General features: G+C 73.2%; 14 protein-coding genes. 2 read left to right on the top strand and 12 right to left on the bottom strand.

Annotation, left to right across the window (positions count from 1 at the left end; genetic code table 11):
- Positions 1-87: 87 nt before the first annotated feature.
- From G4D86_RS41125 to G4D86_RS53385, 5 genes are read right to left on the bottom strand one after another with little or no spacing between them, the layout of a single operon-like run.
- Positions 88-1,479: a sensor histidine kinase gene (locus tag G4D86_RS41125; protein ID WP_163999824.1), complete on the bottom strand. Its 1,392-nt coding sequence runs from the start codon at positions 1,477-1,479 to the stop codon at positions 88-90.
- A complete protein-coding gene (locus G4D86_RS41120; protein WP_163999823.1) occupies positions 1,476-2,159 on the bottom strand; it encodes a response regulator transcription factor in 684 nt (227 codons plus the stop codon). Before G4D86_RS41120 ends, G4D86_RS41125 begins: the two co-directional genes overlap by 4 nt.
- Positions 2,156-5,269 carry an efflux RND transporter permease subunit gene (locus G4D86_RS41115; RefSeq protein WP_163999821.1) on the bottom strand — a complete coding sequence of 1,038 codons (3,114 nt, stop codon included), beginning with the start codon at positions 5,267-5,269 and terminating at the stop codon, positions 2,156-2,158. Before G4D86_RS41115 ends, G4D86_RS41120 begins: the two co-directional genes overlap by 4 nt.
- Complete coding sequence (locus G4D86_RS41110; protein ID WP_163999820.1) at positions 5,266-6,360, bottom strand: efflux RND transporter periplasmic adaptor subunit; 1,095 nt, start codon at positions 6,358-6,360, stop codon at positions 5,266-5,268. Before G4D86_RS41110 ends, G4D86_RS41115 begins: the two co-directional genes overlap by 4 nt.
- An 11-nt stretch (positions 6,361-6,371) precedes the next feature.
- A complete protein-coding gene (locus G4D86_RS53385) occupies positions 6,372-6,596 on the bottom strand; it encodes a hypothetical protein (RefSeq protein WP_240360773.1) in 225 nt (74 codons plus the stop codon).
- A gap of 3 nt (positions 6,597-6,599) precedes the next feature.
- Here G4D86_RS53385 and G4D86_RS53380 point away from each other — a divergent pair, with 3 nt between their 5' ends.
- Positions 6,600-6,815: a hypothetical protein gene (locus G4D86_RS53380; RefSeq protein WP_240360772.1), complete on the top strand. Its 216-nt coding sequence runs from the start codon at positions 6,600-6,602 to the stop codon at positions 6,813-6,815.
- Between the two features lie 969 nt (positions 6,816-7,784).
- Positions 7,785-8,297, top strand: coding sequence for a hypothetical protein (locus G4D86_RS41100; RefSeq protein ID WP_163999818.1), 513 nt, complete (start codon positions 7,785-7,787; stop codon positions 8,295-8,297).
- Positions 8,298-8,354: 57 nt separating this feature from the next.
- Here the strand turns inward: G4D86_RS41100 and G4D86_RS41095 are convergent, their stop codons facing one another.
- From G4D86_RS41095 to G4D86_RS41065, 7 genes are read right to left on the bottom strand one after another with little or no spacing between them, the layout of a single operon-like run.
- Positions 8,355-8,975 (bottom strand): hypothetical protein, encoded by a 621-nt coding sequence (locus G4D86_RS41095; protein WP_163999816.1) that lies wholly within the window; start codon positions 8,973-8,975, stop codon positions 8,355-8,357.
- Positions 8,976-8,995: 20 nt separating this feature from the next.
- Positions 8,996-9,793 carry a tRNA pseudouridine(38-40) synthase TruA gene (gene truA / locus G4D86_RS41090; protein WP_163999815.1) on the bottom strand — a complete coding sequence of 266 codons (798 nt, stop codon included), beginning with the start codon at positions 9,791-9,793 and terminating at the stop codon, positions 8,996-8,998.
- A gap of 1 nt (position 9,794) precedes the next feature.
- Positions 9,795-11,030 carry a serine/threonine protein kinase gene (locus G4D86_RS41085; RefSeq protein WP_163999813.1) on the bottom strand — a complete coding sequence of 412 codons (1,236 nt, stop codon included), beginning with the start codon at positions 11,028-11,030 and terminating at the stop codon, positions 9,795-9,797.
- A 36-nt stretch (positions 11,031-11,066) separates the two neighbouring features.
- The gene (locus G4D86_RS41080; RefSeq protein WP_163999811.1) at positions 11,067-12,056 is read right to left on the bottom strand and encodes a class I SAM-dependent rRNA methyltransferase; all 990 of its coding nucleotides are present in this window, start codon (positions 12,054-12,056) and stop codon (positions 11,067-11,069) included.
- Between the two features lie 8 nt (positions 12,057-12,064).
- Positions 12,065-13,390, bottom strand: a complete 1,326-nt coding sequence (locus G4D86_RS41075) for an amidohydrolase family protein (RefSeq protein WP_163999809.1) — start codon at positions 13,388-13,390, stop codon at positions 12,065-12,067.
- 39 nt (positions 13,391-13,429) lie between these two features.
- Complete coding sequence (locus tag G4D86_RS41070; RefSeq protein WP_163999806.1) at positions 13,430-14,110, bottom strand: hypothetical protein; 681 nt, start codon at positions 14,108-14,110, stop codon at positions 13,430-13,432.
- The gene (locus G4D86_RS41065) at positions 14,107-14,958 is read right to left on the bottom strand and encodes a DUF6782 family putative metallopeptidase (RefSeq protein WP_163999805.1); all 852 of its coding nucleotides are present in this window, start codon (positions 14,956-14,958) and stop codon (positions 14,107-14,109) included. The genes G4D86_RS41070 and G4D86_RS41065 overlap by 4 nt, the downstream gene beginning before the upstream one ends.
- Positions 14,959-15,013 lie beyond the last annotated feature (55 nt).

Here is a 15,013-nt window from a genome sequence, read left to right as displayed (position 1 = left end):
GCGCGGAATGTGCCGAACGTGCCCGGGCGAGGGACGAACCCGGAGCGGCGCGGGACGAAAATCCGGAGGTGCGCGCGCCAAGATGGCTCAGGGCTGGTGGAGCGAGACAGGCGCCGGCCCCGAGTCGGGCAGCTCCATCACCAACTCGGCACCAGGACCCTGAGTCTCCGCCACGTAGGCGCGGCCCCCATGGCGGCGGGCCACCTCCTCCACCACGGCCAGGCCCAGGCCCGTGCCCGGGCCCGAGGACTCGACGCGGTAGAAGGGGGTGAAGACCTTCTCGCGGTGCGCGGCGGGGATGCCGGGCCCCAAGTCCCTGACGGACACGCGCCAGAGGGACTCCCGCCGCTCGGCGCGAAGGATGATTTCGGTGCCGCGCGGGGCGAAGCGCAGCGCGTTGGCCAGCAGGTTGTCCAGCGCCTGCCGTATCGAGCTGGCGTGGAACGCGCACAAGGCGGGACGCGGCGCCTCCACCGTCACCCAGACGCCCTGCTCCTCCGCCTGCGCGCGCGCCGCCGCCGAGGCGTCCTCCAACAATACCCCCAGGTCTCCCCGTTGGACTTCCCACGTCCCCCGGCCGAAGGAGGCCAGGTCCAGCAGGTTGCCCGCCAGCGTGGACAGGCGCTCCACTTCGCGGCGCGTCTCCTCCAGCGACGTGCGCAGCTCGGCCACGTCGCGCTCCTTCCACAGCGCCAGGTCCAGGTGCGTGCGCATGAGGGCCAGCGGCGTGCGCAGCTCGTGCGCGGCCCGGGCGATGAGCTGCTCCTGGGCTTCGCGCGCGGCGCCCAGCCGGCCCGCGGCCTCGCGCAGCGCGGACTCCACCTCCGCCACCTCGTCCCGCGTGGCGCCTTCCGACGGCGCGCCGGACAGCACGCCCTCGCGCAGCCGGGCAATGAGGCCCCGCAGCTCCTTCAGTCGCCGCTCCAGCCACCGTGCCTGCCACGTCTGCAGTCCGAAGAAGATGATTCCCAGCAGCGCGGCCATTCCCAGGGTGGTGCCCTGGAAGGCGCGGACCGCGGCCTCGTGCCAGGCCAGCGACGTGGACAGCCGCAGCAGGTGCGGCACGCCCGCGGGCGACACCACGCGCACCGTCAACCGCCGCATCGGCACATCCCCCTCGCGCACCGTCTCCAGGTGCGGCGGAGCGTCTTCAGCCGGAGGAACGAGCCGCTCCGAGGCCGCGGACTCCGTGGACGGAAAGGACAGCACGCGCCGCCCATCCGGGCCGTACACCTCCGCCACGGGGGCAAAGGCGCGCACCACGTCCGTGAGTGGCGAGTGCTCCAGGTGCAGGTGCGGCTCCCCCCCGGGCCCGTCGAAGAGGCTCACAGCCTCCGTCGCCGCCTGTGACAGCAGCGCCTGGTCCACCACGCGCGCCAGCCAGATTTCGTAGAGCTGTCCCGCCAGCACCAGCGCCAGCACCACGCCGACTACCGGCACGGCCGCGCCCAGCAGCCACAGCCGCGTGGCCAGCTTCACTTCCCGCCCCCCACCACCAGCCTGAAGCCCACCCCGCGCACCACCTGGATGGACACCGCCCCCGAGGCCCCCAGCCGCTCCAGCTTCCCGCGCAGGTAGCCCACGTACACGTCCACGATGTTGGGCGGCCCGTCGAAGGTGTCGCCCCACACGCTCGCCAGCAGCTCCGAGCGGGCACGCACCTCGCCCACGTGCCCGCCCAGCTCCAGGAAGAGCGCGAACTCACGCCCGGTGAGCGGCTGCTCCTGGTCGCCGTGCCGCAGCACCCTCCGGCGCGAGTCCAGCACCAGCGGCCCCACCTGCCACAGCGGCGTGCCCGCGTCCCCCCGGCGATGCAGCGCCTCCAGCCGGGCCAGCAGCTCCTCGAAGGCGAAGGGCTTGGCCAGATAGTCGTCCGCGCCGGCGCGCAGGCCCGTCACCTTCTCGCCCACCGTGCCGCGCGCGGTGAGCAGCATCACCGGCGTGCGCAGCCCGCGCCCGCGCCACCGCCGCAGCACCGCCAGCCCGTCCAGGTCCGGCAGGTTCCAGTCCAACAGCACGATGTCGTACGCCACGTCCATCGCCTGCTGGAGCGCGTCCTCGCCCCGCTCGCACACGTCCACGTGGTGGCCGGCCTCGGACAGCCCGCGGCTCAGCAGCCGGGCCATGCGCTCCTCGTCCTCCACCAGCAGCAGCTTCACGTCGAGACCTCCGGCGCGGCGAGCCGCGGCGCGCTCCGGACCCGGCGGCGCGACAGCCAGGGGTAGAGCGAGGGCAGCACGCCCAGGGTGAGCAGCGTGGACGTCACCAACCCGCCCACCACCACCGTGGCGAGGGGCCGCTGCACCTCCGCCCCCACGCCCCGCGCCAGCATCATGGGCACGAAGCCCAGGGCCGCCACCAGCGCCGTCATCAGCACCGGGCGGAGCCGCTCGCGGGCGGTGAGCCGCACCGCCTCCGGCACCCACATCCCCGCCGCCTCATGCTGCAGGAGCCGCGACACCCACACCACGCCGTTGAGCACGGCGATGCCGGATAGGGCGATGAAGCCGATGGCCGCGGAGATGGACACCGGCATGCCGCGCAGCGACAGCGCGAGCACACCGCCCACGCACGCGAAGGGCACGTGGGTGAAGATGATGAGGGCGGGCCGGAGCCGCCCGAACGCCACGACGAGCACCGTCACGATGAGGACCCCCACCGCGGGAAGCACCAGCGAAAGCCGCCGCGCCGCCGCCGTCAAGGTCTCGTACTGGCCACCCCAGACGAGCCGGTAGCCGTCCGGCAGCCGGAGCCCTTCGTCCACCCTCGCCCGTGCACCGGCCACCACCGTCCCCAGGTCCGCGCCCCGCACGTTGAAGCCCACCACCAGCCGGCGCTGCCCGTCCTGGCGGCTCACCAGGCTGGGCGCCGCCGTCAGGCGCACGTCCGCCACGCGGGACAGCGGCACCAGCCCGCCCGAGGCGGTGGGCAGCGACAGGTCCTCCAGCGAGAAGGCCTCCGCGTCCGCGCCGAGCCGCAGGACGATGGGCACCCGCACCGCGCCGTCGTAGGTGGCGCCCACCTCCAGCCCGGTGCGCACCGCCTGCACCGCCTCCAGCACCTGCCGCACGGAGAAGCCCGCGCGCGCCGCGTCCAGCGGCCGGGGCTCCACCTCCAGCAGCGACACCTCGGGCGGCGCGAGCACGCGCACGTCCACCGCGCCCGGCTCGCCCTCCACCCGCGACGCCACCGTCTCGGCCAGTCCACGCAGCGTGCCCAGGTCCTCGCCGTAGAGGCTCACCGCCACGTCGGTGACGGAGCCGCCCAGCAGTTCGTTGAAGCGCATCTGGATGGGCTGGGTGAAGGAGGGCTCGCCGCCGGGGGCGTGTGCGTCCAGCGTGCGCCGCAAGTCTTCCACCAGCGCCTCCGGAGTCAGGCCCGGGCGCCAGTGCTCGCGCGGCGTCAGGGTGACGAAGACGTCCGCCTGCTCCAGGCCCATGATGTCCGTGGCCACCGCGGGGCTGCCCACGCGAGACACCACCCGCGCCACCTCCGGCACGCGCCCCAGCAGCGCCGCCTCCAGCCGTCCCGCCTCGCGCACCGCCGCCTCCAGCCGGATGTCGCCCGCGCGCGTCGTCTGCACCACCAGGTCTCCCTCGTTCAGCTGGGGGACGAACTCGATGCCCGCCCGCATGTAGAGGACGAGGCCCAGGGCGAGCAGCGCCCCCGCGCCACCGGCCACCCGGGCCGGGTGCCGCAGGGCCCGCTCCAGCAGCGGGCGGTAGGCGCGCTCCACCGCGCGCACCAACCAGGGCTCGCGCTCCGGGATGTCTCGGGGCCGCAGCACCCAGCTCGCCGCCGCGGGGATGAAGGTGAGCGCCAGCAGCAGCGAGGTGGCCAGCGCCAGCATCACCGTGAGCGCCATGGGCCGGAACATCTTCCCGTCCGCGCCGGTGAGCGACAGCACCGGCATGTAGACGAGCATGATGATGAGCACGGAGAAGAAGACGGGCCGGGACATCGACGCCATCACCTCGCCCAGCCGTCGCCGCCACGCGTCTTCCGGGACGGGCTGCCGGGCGTGCCCCACGTGGTGGAACACGCCTTCCACCATCACCACCGCGCCGTCCACCAGGAGGCCGAAGTCGATGGCGCCCAGGCTCATCAGATTGCCGGGGATGCCCAGCAGCACCATGCCCACGGACGCGCCCAGCATGGACAGCGGAATCACCGAGGCCACCAGCAGCCCCGCCCGGAAGCGGCCCAGCAGGGCCAGCAGCACCAGCACCACCAGCAGGCCGCCCTCGGCCAGGTTCTTCGCCACCGTGCGCAGGGTGCCGCGCACCAGCACGCCCCGGTCATAGACGAGGTCCACCCGGACGTCCGCGGGCAGCACCGCCTCCACGTCCGCCATGCGCGCGTGCAGGGCCTCCACCACCTGCAGCGCATTGGCGCCGCGGAGCATCTGCACCATGACGTAGACAGTCTCACCCCGGCCGTTGGCGGTGGCGGTGCCGATGCGGGGCAGCGCGCCCGGCCCCACGTCCGCCAGGTCCGCCACCCGCACATGGCCGCCGCCCGGCGTGCGCACCACCGCGCCGCCCAGCTCGGTGGCGCCTGGAGGCCGGGCCACCGCGCGCACCAGCACCTGCCGGTCTCCCGCCGCGAGGCTCGCCCCCGGCACCGCGCCCGACGCGCCCTCCAGCGCCTCGCGCACGTCCGCGAGCGTCAGCCCGCGCGCGGCCAGCTTCACCGGGTCTGCCCGCACCTCCAGCGTGCGCTGCTGCCCGCCCCAGCTGTTCACCTCCACCACGCCCGGCACGCCGCGCAGCAGCGGGGCCACGCGCAGCTCCGCCAGCTCGCGCAGCTCCGCGGGCGTGCGCTCCGGCGAGCCCAGCGTGAAGTGGAAGACCTCGCCCAGGCCGCCGGTGAGCGGCCCCAGCTCCGGCACCTCCACCCCCGGCGGCAGGCGGGACGCCAGCCCGGTGAGCCGCTCCTGCACGCCCTGGCGCGCGCGGTACGGGTCCACCCCGTCGTCGAAGACGGCGGTGACGGAGGAGATGCCATAGCGCGACAGGCTCCGGTGCTCGACGAGCCCGGGGATGCCGCTGAGTGCCGCTTCGATGGGACGCGAGACGAGCCGCTCCACCTCCTCGGGCGTCAGCCCGGGGGCGCGCGTGAGGACGAGCACCTGGTTGGTGGTGATGTCCGGCAGCGCGTCCAGCTCCAGCCGGAAGGCCACCGCGCCCGCCACCAGCGCGAGCACCGCCGTCAGCGACAGCACCAGGCCGCGGTGCCGGACACTGGCCTCCACGAGCCGGGCAATCACCGTGTCCCCTCCTCGCCCGGGGTGACGCTCGCGGCGGCGAGCAGGGCCTGCGCGTCCGCGGCCACCGCGTCCGCCGCACCGGCCCCCCGCACCAGCGCGTCCGCGCCGGAAGTCACCACCACCTCCACCGGCTGGCGGCGGAAGCCCTCCGCCTCGCGCACCAGCAGCTCGGCCCGCCCCGCCTCCAGCAGCAGCGCCCGCGACGGCACCACCAAGACGCCCGGCAGGCTGTCCGCGCGCACGCGCACCGTGCCGGTGAGGCCCGCGGGCAGGACGCGCGAGGGCTCGGGAGCGAACCAGGCCGCGGTGGTGCCATCCCGGGCGTCCACGGCGGGCGAGCGGCCCACCTCGCGCAGGGGCAGCGGCGCCTCGCCCGGAAGGGCCAGCTCGAAGCGGGCCTCCGCGGGAAGGGCGCGGGTGAAGCGGGCCTCGAGCAGGGCCTCGCCCTCGCCCGCCACCCGCACCCACGGCACGCCACCGCCCTCGCGCGTCTCACCCAGCTCCCCGGACACCTCGGTGACGATGCCCGCCACGGGGCTTCGCAGCGGCACGGCGCCGCCGCGCGCCATGGCGGCCGCGTCCCCCGCGCCCAGCCCCGCCACCGCGAGCAGCGCCAGCGCGGCCTGCGCGGCCGCCTGGGCCTCGGCGACCTGCGTCTCCGCCTCGGACAGCTCCGCCAGCCGGGCCATGCCCTGTGCCTGGAGCGCCAGGAGCTGCTCGCGGCGCTTCGAGTACGCGTCGCGCCGCAGGGACGCGGCCAGGAAGCGGCCCGCGGCCTCCACGGCTTCCGGCATGCGGACCTCCAACAGCACCTCGCCCTGCTTCACCCGCTGGCCCGGGCGGATGGCGATGCGGGCCACGGTGGCGCGCAGGGGGACGCCCACGACGGCCGTGCCCCCGGGCGCCGGCAGCACGCGGGCGGGCGCCTCCGCCAGCGGCACGCCCCGCGAGGGACGGGGACGCACCCAGGAAGAGGCGGAGCTCGGCCGCGGCGCCGCGGGCCGTGCGGAATCGGCCCCGGCTTCCAGTGGCGTGGAGCAGCCAGGGGCCATTCCCAGCAGCAGGAGGGTGGGCAGCAAGACGAATCTCATGGTGTGCAACCTCACGAAGCAGGCTCGCCGAGCGCGTCGACGAGGAAGTGGGCCCGCACACGCGCCAGGGCCTCCCCGGCCAGCGCATGGCCCAGGCGGATGCGGGCGGTGACGAGCGCGCGGCGCAGGCGGACCACCTCGAGGACGGTGGCGTCACCCGCGCGGAAGAGCAGCTCCGCCAGGCTCGCGGCCTTCTGGGCGCCGGGCAGCAGCGTGCCGCGAAGCACCTCCGCCACCTCGTGCGAGTGCTCCACCTCGTGGAGGGCGAGCGCCAGGTCCGCCCGGCGGTGGCGGCGGCGTCGGCGGCCTCACCCTCCAGCCGCGTGGCGCCAGCCAGCAGGGTGCCGCGCTCGCGCTCGGCGCGGTCGAACACGGGCGGCGTCACGCCCACGGTGGCCACGCCGCCCACCGCGCCGTCGTACTCGCGCAGGGCCGCGACGCCGAGCTGGAGCTGAACGCCCCTGGCGGCCCGCACCTCGTCGGCCCGGGCGCGCTCGGCGCGTGCCTGGAACCGCCGCGCCACCACCGCCGGCAGCCGCGCCGCGCTCGCTTGCAGCTGCGGCCACCGCGACTCGGGCGGCAGCGCCACCTCTGGCAGCGGGCCGGCGGCGGAGACGGGCCATGTCCCATGGCCCCCCACCTGACGGGAGAAGGCGGCGCGACGCTCGGCCACCTGTCCCTGCGCGTCCAGCTCCGCCAGCCGGGCCTCGGCCGCGTAGGTGGTGGCCTCCGCCACGTCCAGCGCGGTGGCCGCGCCGAGCGCCGCGGCGGACTCCACCGCCCGTCGCAGCTCACCCGCGAGCCGGACCTCCTCGGCGGCCTGCGCCTGGGCCTGCTCGGCGGCCCACAGCAGGAGCCAGGCCTCGGCCACCGACAGCCGCCGGGCCAGCAGGAGCGCGCGGGCCTCCGCGCGGAGGGCTTCCGTCTCCAGCCGCGCGGCCTCCGCGCGCGCGGCCCCGTGGCCGGAGAGGTTGAAGGGCTGCGCCACGCCGACGCGCAGGTCCAGTCCACCGCCAGCGGCCTCCGAGCGCCGCCAGCCGGGCTCCACGACGAGCTGCGGGTTGGCCAGCGTGGACATGCGCGCATCCGCGGCGCGCTTGGACTCCAGCGCGCGCGGCGGCGTCAGGCAGGGGCGCGCGCTCCGCCAGCGCGAGCGCCTCCGCGAAGCTCAGGGGCGCCGTCTCGGGCGAGGCGGCAAGCAGGAAGGCTGTCAGGACGACCACCATGGCGGGCACCGTAGCGGCGTCACACCAGGCGAGTTTGAGACATCTCTGAATGAATTCTCATAAATGGCAGACACCCACACCGACGCCGCGAGCGACGGCGTGAGCGCAAGTCATTGGAATGATTACGCCTCGGCAATTGATGTTGACAGACGGCGTCACACGCATTCTTTTGTCTCAATCCCTCTCAAGAGGAGTTCCATGACCCTTCGCCGTCAGTCGTTTGCCGTTTTGTGTCTCATCCTGGGTGGCCTGCACGCGGGCTGTGGCGAGGGAGGCTCCCTGGAGCCCACGAGCACCACCGAGTGCTCCACCGGGATGAAGTGGACGGGCGGGGACAGCGAGTCGCCCCTGATGCACCCCGGAGGCGACTGCATCCAGTGTCACACCGAGCGGGGTGAGGGGCCGCGGTTCGTGGTGGCGGGCACCGTCCACGCCACCTCTCACGAAGCGAACGACTGTGCGGGCGTCGAAGGCGCCCAGGTGGTCATCACCGACGCCCAGCAGAAGAGCTACACGCTGCTGACCAATGCCTCGGGCAACTTCTTCCTCCGGGCCGGGGATGCCCAGGGCTTCGCGTTCCCCTACACCGCCCGCATCAACGTGGCCGGAGTCCAGCGCGCCATGAGCACGCCCCAGAACACCGGGGCCTGCGGCTCGTGCCATACGACGACGGGCACCAACGACGCCCCCGGGCGCATCACCACCGATTGAGCGTTCAGCGGCGGGAGGAAGGCCTCCCGGCCAGGCACACCGGGAGCCGAAGCCGGCTCAGGCGGCCGGCGTCTTGCTGGTGTCCGGCGAGGGCGCGGGCTCGGCGCCCTGGGGCTGCTGCGCCGCGGCCTCACGCTGCTCCAGTCGGGCCGCGCCCGCCTCGGCCGCGCGGAGGAACTCGTCGTACTCGGACTTGCGCTCCTGGGCCTTCGCCTGGGCCTTGCCGACCTGCTGCGCCGCCGCTTCCCGGCCCTTCACCACGGCGCGGGCACTGAGCGCCACGCCGACGGCGGAGGTCACCACGTTGAGCACCGACCAGAGGCCGCCCTCCCACAGGGCGTCCGCGCCGCCCTGGACGAAGTCGATCATCAGGATGAAGGCCAGACCCGTGGCGGAAGCCCCCAGCGCCGTGGGCCACGGCCGCAGCTCAATCACCCGCGCGGCGCCGTAGCAGAGCAGCGGCAGGCCCACGAGCAGCCACAGGTTCACCAGCGCCACCGCGGCCAGCATCTGCAGGAAGGCGAATGGCAGCTCCTGGATGCGCGTCGTCAGGCGCATGATGAGCACCCAGCCGATGCCCCGGCCTGCGATGAGCGCGATGAACCCCAGCCCCATGATGAACTGGAGGCGGCGGATGCGGACGCGCAGCGGTTCGAGGACACTCGTCTTGGAGCTCACGGCCGGCAGCCTACTCCAGTTCAGCACTCATCCTCGTCCGCGTCCGCCACGCCCCCCGGCGTGCGAGGAGGCGGGCCATCCCCGTAGAAGACCTCCTCCAGCACCAGCCCCTGCGGCGGCGCCGTGGGCCCGGCCCGCTTCCGGTTGCGCGAGGCCAGCACCTCCGCCACCCACGCCTCGGGCCTTTTCCCCTTCCCCACCTCCACCAGCGTCCCCACCAGGTTGCGCACCATGTGCTTGAGGAAGGCCGTGCCCTCCACCACGAAGGACACCGCGTCCCCGGCCTCGCCCTCCACCGCCAGCCGCCGAATCTCGCGCATCGCGTGCTTCGCCTGGCAGTCCGCCGCCCGGAAGGCGGAGTAGTCGTGCCGGCCCAGGAGGTGCACCGCCGCGCGCTGCATGGCCTCCACGTCCAGCGCGGCGAACACCTCCCAGTGCGTCGCCCGGCGCATCGGCGAGCGCGTGCGGCGGTTGCTCAGCCGGTACCGGTAGCGCTTGCCCCGGGACCAGCGGCGCGGGTCGAAGTCGTCCGGCACCTCCACCGCGGACCTCACCGCGAGGTCGTCCGGCAACAGGCCATTGAGGCCCATGACGTACGCCTTCATCGGCAGCACCCGCGCGGTGTCGAAGCAGGCCACCTGCCCGGTGGCGTGGACGCCCGAGTCGGTGCGCCCCGCGCAGAGCACGGACACCCGCTCGCCCAGCAGCCGGGCCAGCCCGTCCTCCAGCGTCGCCTGCACGGACGGCCCATTGGGCTGAATCTGCCAGCCCACGTAGTGCGTCCCCTCGTACTCGAGCGTCAGCTTCAACCGGGGCATGTCAGCGGTACTTCAGCCAGGACTCGATGAGCTCGGACACGAGCCGGCCCACCGGGACGTCGTTGCGGCGGGCCACCGCCTCCAGCGCCTCGTAGGCAGCGGGGCTCAGCGGCACGGCCAGCACGCGCGGCTCGGTGTGGTCGTCGCTCTCGCCCACCGGGGCGACGGGCTCCGGCGCGGGCGCGCCCTTCACCGTGTCGAGCGCGGCCACCACGTCCGACAACTCCAGCGCCTCTTCCGACGTGGGCGCCGCCGCCGCGCGCACCTGCATGCGCCGCTGCTCTTCCTGCAGCTCCTCCTCGAAGAGCTGCTTGAGGAAGTTGGACAGGTGCAGCGGCGTGGGGGTGAACTCGTACGCGTCCAGGAAGGCGTCCAGGTCCTTCTGCATCTGCGCGGCCGTCTGGTAGCGCTTGTCGCGGTCGCGCTCCAGCGCCTTCATCAGGATGAGCTCCAGCCGCTCGGGCAGGTCCTCCCGGAAGTACGAGGGCGTGTAGATCTTCCCCTCGGTGATGCTGCGCATCACCGCCACCTCGGACTCGCCGGTGAAGAGCTTGAAGCCGGTGAGCCACTCGTAGAGGACGACGCCGAGGGAGAAGATGTCGCTGCGGCAGTCCAGCGGCTTGCCCAGGCACTGCTCCGGGCTCATGTAGCTGAGCTTGCCCTTGATTTCGCCGGTGCGCGTCTGCTCCACCTGGTTGGCGGCCTTGGCGATGCCGAAGTCGAGAATCTTCACCGAGCCGTCGAAGGCGACGACGACATTCTCGGGCGACACGTCCCGGTGGACGATGTTGAGCGGGTTGCCGTACAGGTCCACCTTGGTGTGCGCGTGGTGCAGCCCCGCGCAGACCTGCGAGGCAATCTTCACCGCGTACACCAGCGGGAAGGGAATCCCGAGCGCCTCCGCCTTGGGCACCACCCGGCGCATGTCGCGCCCGGCCACGTACTCCATGGCGATGAAGTAGCTCTCCGCGATCTTCCCCAGGTCGTGAATCTGCACGACGTTGGGGTGGTTGAGCTGGGAGGCGAGCCGGGCCTCGTTGAGGAACATCTTCACGAAGGCCGCGTGCTTGGACAGGTGCGGGCGGATGCGCTTGATGACGACGGGCGACTCGTGGCCGTCGTCATGCTTCTGGTGCGCGAGGAAGATCTCCGCCATGCCACCGACAGCGATGCGGTCGATGAGCCGGTACCGGCCGAAGCGGGCGGTGTCGCGCTGCTGCTGTGCCACGGGAGCCATGACGCGCTGACCTTAGCCGCGCCGGGCCCCGAGGCGCTAACGAACTTCCACCACGTGGACCTTCAAGGCCGGCTCCTGGCCGGGCAAGGAAGGGAAGTCGAGCGCGGAGGGACCGAGCGAGCCCACCGCCTTCCCCTTGCGTCCCGCGAGCGCCACGCCCTCCGCCACCATCGTCTCGAAGCGGCGCGCGGGCAGGCCCGCGTGGTTGCAGCAGGCGACCAGCCGGCCTCCGGGAGTCACCACGCGCGCGGCGGCGTCCGCCAGCCGGGCGTAGTCGCGCGCGGCGGAGAAGCGTGCGGTGCGGGTGGTGGAGAAGGACGGAGGATCGGAGATGACGACGTCGAACGTCTCCCCCTTCTTCGCCAGGCGCTTGAGCCAGTCGAACACGTCCCCGGCCACGTAGTCGTAGCGGTCCACGGGCTGGCCGTTGAGGCGCGCGTTCTCCTCGCCCCACTCCAGCACGCGGCGGCTGGCGTCGATGTTGAGCGCCCGCTTCGCGCCGCTCGCGGAGGCCACCACGCCGAAGGCGCACGTGTACGCGAAGAGGTTGAGCACGGTGAGGCCGCGCGCCCGCTCCTGGAGCCACGCGCGCGTGTCACGCATGTCCAGGTACAGCCCCACCGACAGTCCCTGCGCGGGGCGGATGAGGAACGACAGGCCATTCTCCAGCGCGGTGAGGGACTCCACCGGCTCTCCCCGGGCGGGGACTTCCGGCGCGAGCGACTCCTTCGCCACGTTGGCCAGCACGCGCGCCTCGCGGGGACGGCGCTTGAGGTAGACACTCTTCGGCGCCCAGGCGGCCACCGCCGCGTCGAGCAGCGCCTCTTCTTCCGCGGGCGTGAAGTCCTGGTAGAGGCTGATGACATACAGCCCCCCGCCAAAGACATCCGCCGTCACCTCGGGGACGCCGTCCGCCTCGCCATGGAGCACGCGAAAGGCGGTGGTGCGCGCGTCGGAGAGCAGCGGCCCCCGCCTGTCGCGCGCGGCGCGCAGGGTGTCCACCAGCGAGGAAGGCACGGCGCCCATCAAGCCCCTCAGCTGCCCAGCCGCGCGCGCGTCCACACCCGGTGGAGCGCATCCGTCGCGGCGCTGGCCAGCTCCACGAAGTCGAGGCCCAGCAACTGGCCCTCGCGCACGCGGACGCGGCCGTCCACCACCGTCCACGCCACCGGCGCGCGCGACATCTGCCCGAGCAGGTGCGGCGAGTAGCCCGTCTCCGGGTCCGCCGGAGGGACGGCGTCGTAGACGACGAGGTCCGCGATGCTCCCCTCCTCCACGTTGCCCGACGGCAGCCCGAACAGGCGCGTGCACAGCTCCGCGGGGCCGTTGATGAGCAGGTGGGCCAGGGAGCCGTCCACGTCCGGCAGGCGCCCGGCGCGGGCGATGCGCAGCACGCCCACGAGCGCGGCCAGCAATTCCTCCTGGAGCGAGCCATGGCCGCCAGTGCCCAGCCCCACCAGGTGCATGCGCGACAGCACCGCCTCCATGGGGTCCGCGCCGCGCTCCAGCGTGCGCACGCCGCGAGGCGCGAGCGCCACGAAGGCGCTGCTGTTCTGCAGGCGCACGGCCTCGGCGCTGTCCAGGGTGCGCGCGTAGGCGGCGATGGCGCGCGGGTTGAGCAGCCCCAGCGCGTCCAGCCGGGGCACCACGCGCTGGTTGTGCCGGGCGTAGGTGATGGTGAGGTCGTCCTCGCTCTCCGCGAGGTGGAAGACGGTGGGCGCGTCCAGCTCGCGGCTCAGCCGGGCCACGCGGGTGAGCAGCGCGTGGTCGCACGTGTACGAGGCATGGAAGCCGAGCGCTCCGCGCACCAGCGGATGCTCCCGGCGCTCGCGCACGAAGTCGGCGTTGGCCTGGAGCCAGGCGTCCGCCTGCGCGGCGCCCTCCAGGCTGTGGGTGGAGTGGCTCGTCACCAGCCGAAGGCCCAGGTTCTCCGCCGCGCGGGCCTGGGCGGCGAGCCCTCCGGCCACGTCCTGGCAGGACAGGTGCTCCACCACCAGGGTGACGCCGCTGCGCAGCGCGCGTGCCGCGGCGAAGCGGGTGAGCGCCTCCACGTCCTCGTCGGTGAGCAGCCGCGCCACCCGCAGCATCCGCTCCAGCCGCTCGGCGGGCGACAGCAGCAGGAAGGGCCCGGTGGGCGGCAACAGCTGGCCGTTGACGAGGTGCGAGTGGCAGTCCACCAGCCCGGGCGCGACGAGCCGTCCCCGGCACGCCACCTCCCAGTCGCCGGGCAGCACGGGCACCTGGGCATCCGGAGCCACGCGGCGGATGGTGTTTCCTTCCACCACCACGGCCATGCCGTTGCGGACGCGACCGTCCGCGCGGAACACGGCGCAGTTCTTCAGCAGCAGGCGGCCTTCCATGAACGGGTCCGTCTTACCACGGGCGGCGGCGGCGCCCGCCTAGAAGGTGACGGGCACCGGCAGCGAGGACAGCACCACCTGGGAGCGGGTGGTGTCCACGTGGCCGTCCTTGCGGACCGCGAGGGTGAGCTCGTGGAGGATGTCGTCCTCGAGGACGAGCGCCACCGCCTGGAAGCCCTCGGCGCCAGGAGTGACGAGCACGGCATGCAGCCGGGAGCTGGCCTCCGCCTTCTTCGTGGCCAGCTCGGGCGTGGTGTCCACATCACCCCGCCAGGGCACGTCCGCGGCCTTCTCCACCACGCGGCGGCCGGTGCCCCCGGTGTTGGCGATGAAGAAGCGCACGTACTCCGGCACCTGCGCGGCGTCGAGGGAGAGCTTCTCGCGCGCGTTGACGTTGTAGATGTCCTGCTCCCGGCCGGAGAGGACCACCACCTGCCTGCCATCATCCATGTAGCGGAACTGGATGGGCCGGTGCGGCAGCATCACGTCGGCGGTGAGCAGCTTGAAGTGGCCGTAGAAGCTCAGCGGCTGCGTGGAGAACGTGGTCGGCTGCCGGGACATCGTGTCGGCGTGGACCGGGTCGACCTGGGCAATGCGCAGCAGCGTCTCGGTCTTGGCAATCACCATCTCATCCTCACGAGGCCCACTCCGCGAAGGGGCGTGGGCGCAGTAGAGCATGTCCAGGGCCAGCAGGCCCACGGTGAATGCCTGTCGTCTCACTTCGGGTGGGCGCGGTCCCAGGCCGACCCGTAGTAGTCCGGATACTTGACGCCCGTGGTGCTGGTCGTCACCTCGCCGTCCTGGAAGCCCTTGAGGACGCGGTCGTAGCCGGCCTTCTCACCCGCCGCCTTCAGCTCCGCGGCGGTGGCCTTGGGGTTCGCCTTCTTCGCGTCCTCGACGCCCTTCTTGTAGGCCTCGTTGTACTTGGCCTCCAGCGGGTACGTGGCGGTGATGGTCTTCCCACTGGCGACCAGCTCGTTCTTCGCCTTGATGCTGTCGACGGTGCCGCGCACCTCCTCGTCCAGCATCTTCGTCACGTAGTCGGCGCGCGTGTCCTTGACGATGTCCGCCTTGGGGCCGTCGATGCTGGCCTTGGCGTGGTTGATTTCGTGGACCAGCGTCAGGGCGTTGCGGTCCACCGGGCGGGTGCGGTCGATGACGATCTTGTTGCCATCCCAGTACGAGCCGCCGCCGTTGGCGAACTCGACCTTGATGTTCTTGTCCTCCAGGTACTTCACCGCCGCCGCGCCGGTGGGCGAGTCCTTGAGGGTGTCCTTGATGTCCTGGAGCCGCTTGGCGTCTTCCGCGGCCTGCACCACCGCGGCAGCCGCGGCCTTCACCGCATCAGCCACGGCCTTGCCGATGGACTCGAGGGGGCCCGGCTCGGGGGCGCCCAGCTTGCGGTAGTCCGCCTGGGGCTTCTCGAAGGCGCTGGTGGTGGGCATGCCCGTCCGCGGCGTGGAGTTGGCGGTGCGGGGCTGGGGCTGCCGGGTCTCCTCGACGTCCGGCGAGCGAACCGTCTGCGGAGTCGTGGCGCCGCGGCCACTGCCAATACCGTTGATGGACATGACTTCCCCCTCGAATGTGGTGATCCGTTACCGGAATTATCGCACCCGGCGGCGG

Origin of the sequence: Pyxidicoccus caerfyrddinensis, from assembly GCF_010894405.1 — a bacterium.
In the GTDB taxonomy this organism is placed as follows: domain Bacteria; phylum Myxococcota; class Myxococcia; order Myxococcales; family Myxococcaceae; genus Myxococcus; species Myxococcus caerfyrddinensis.
The sequence above is the reverse complement of the archived record's forward strand: the minus strand, read 5'-3'. Positions and strand labels throughout refer to the sequence as shown.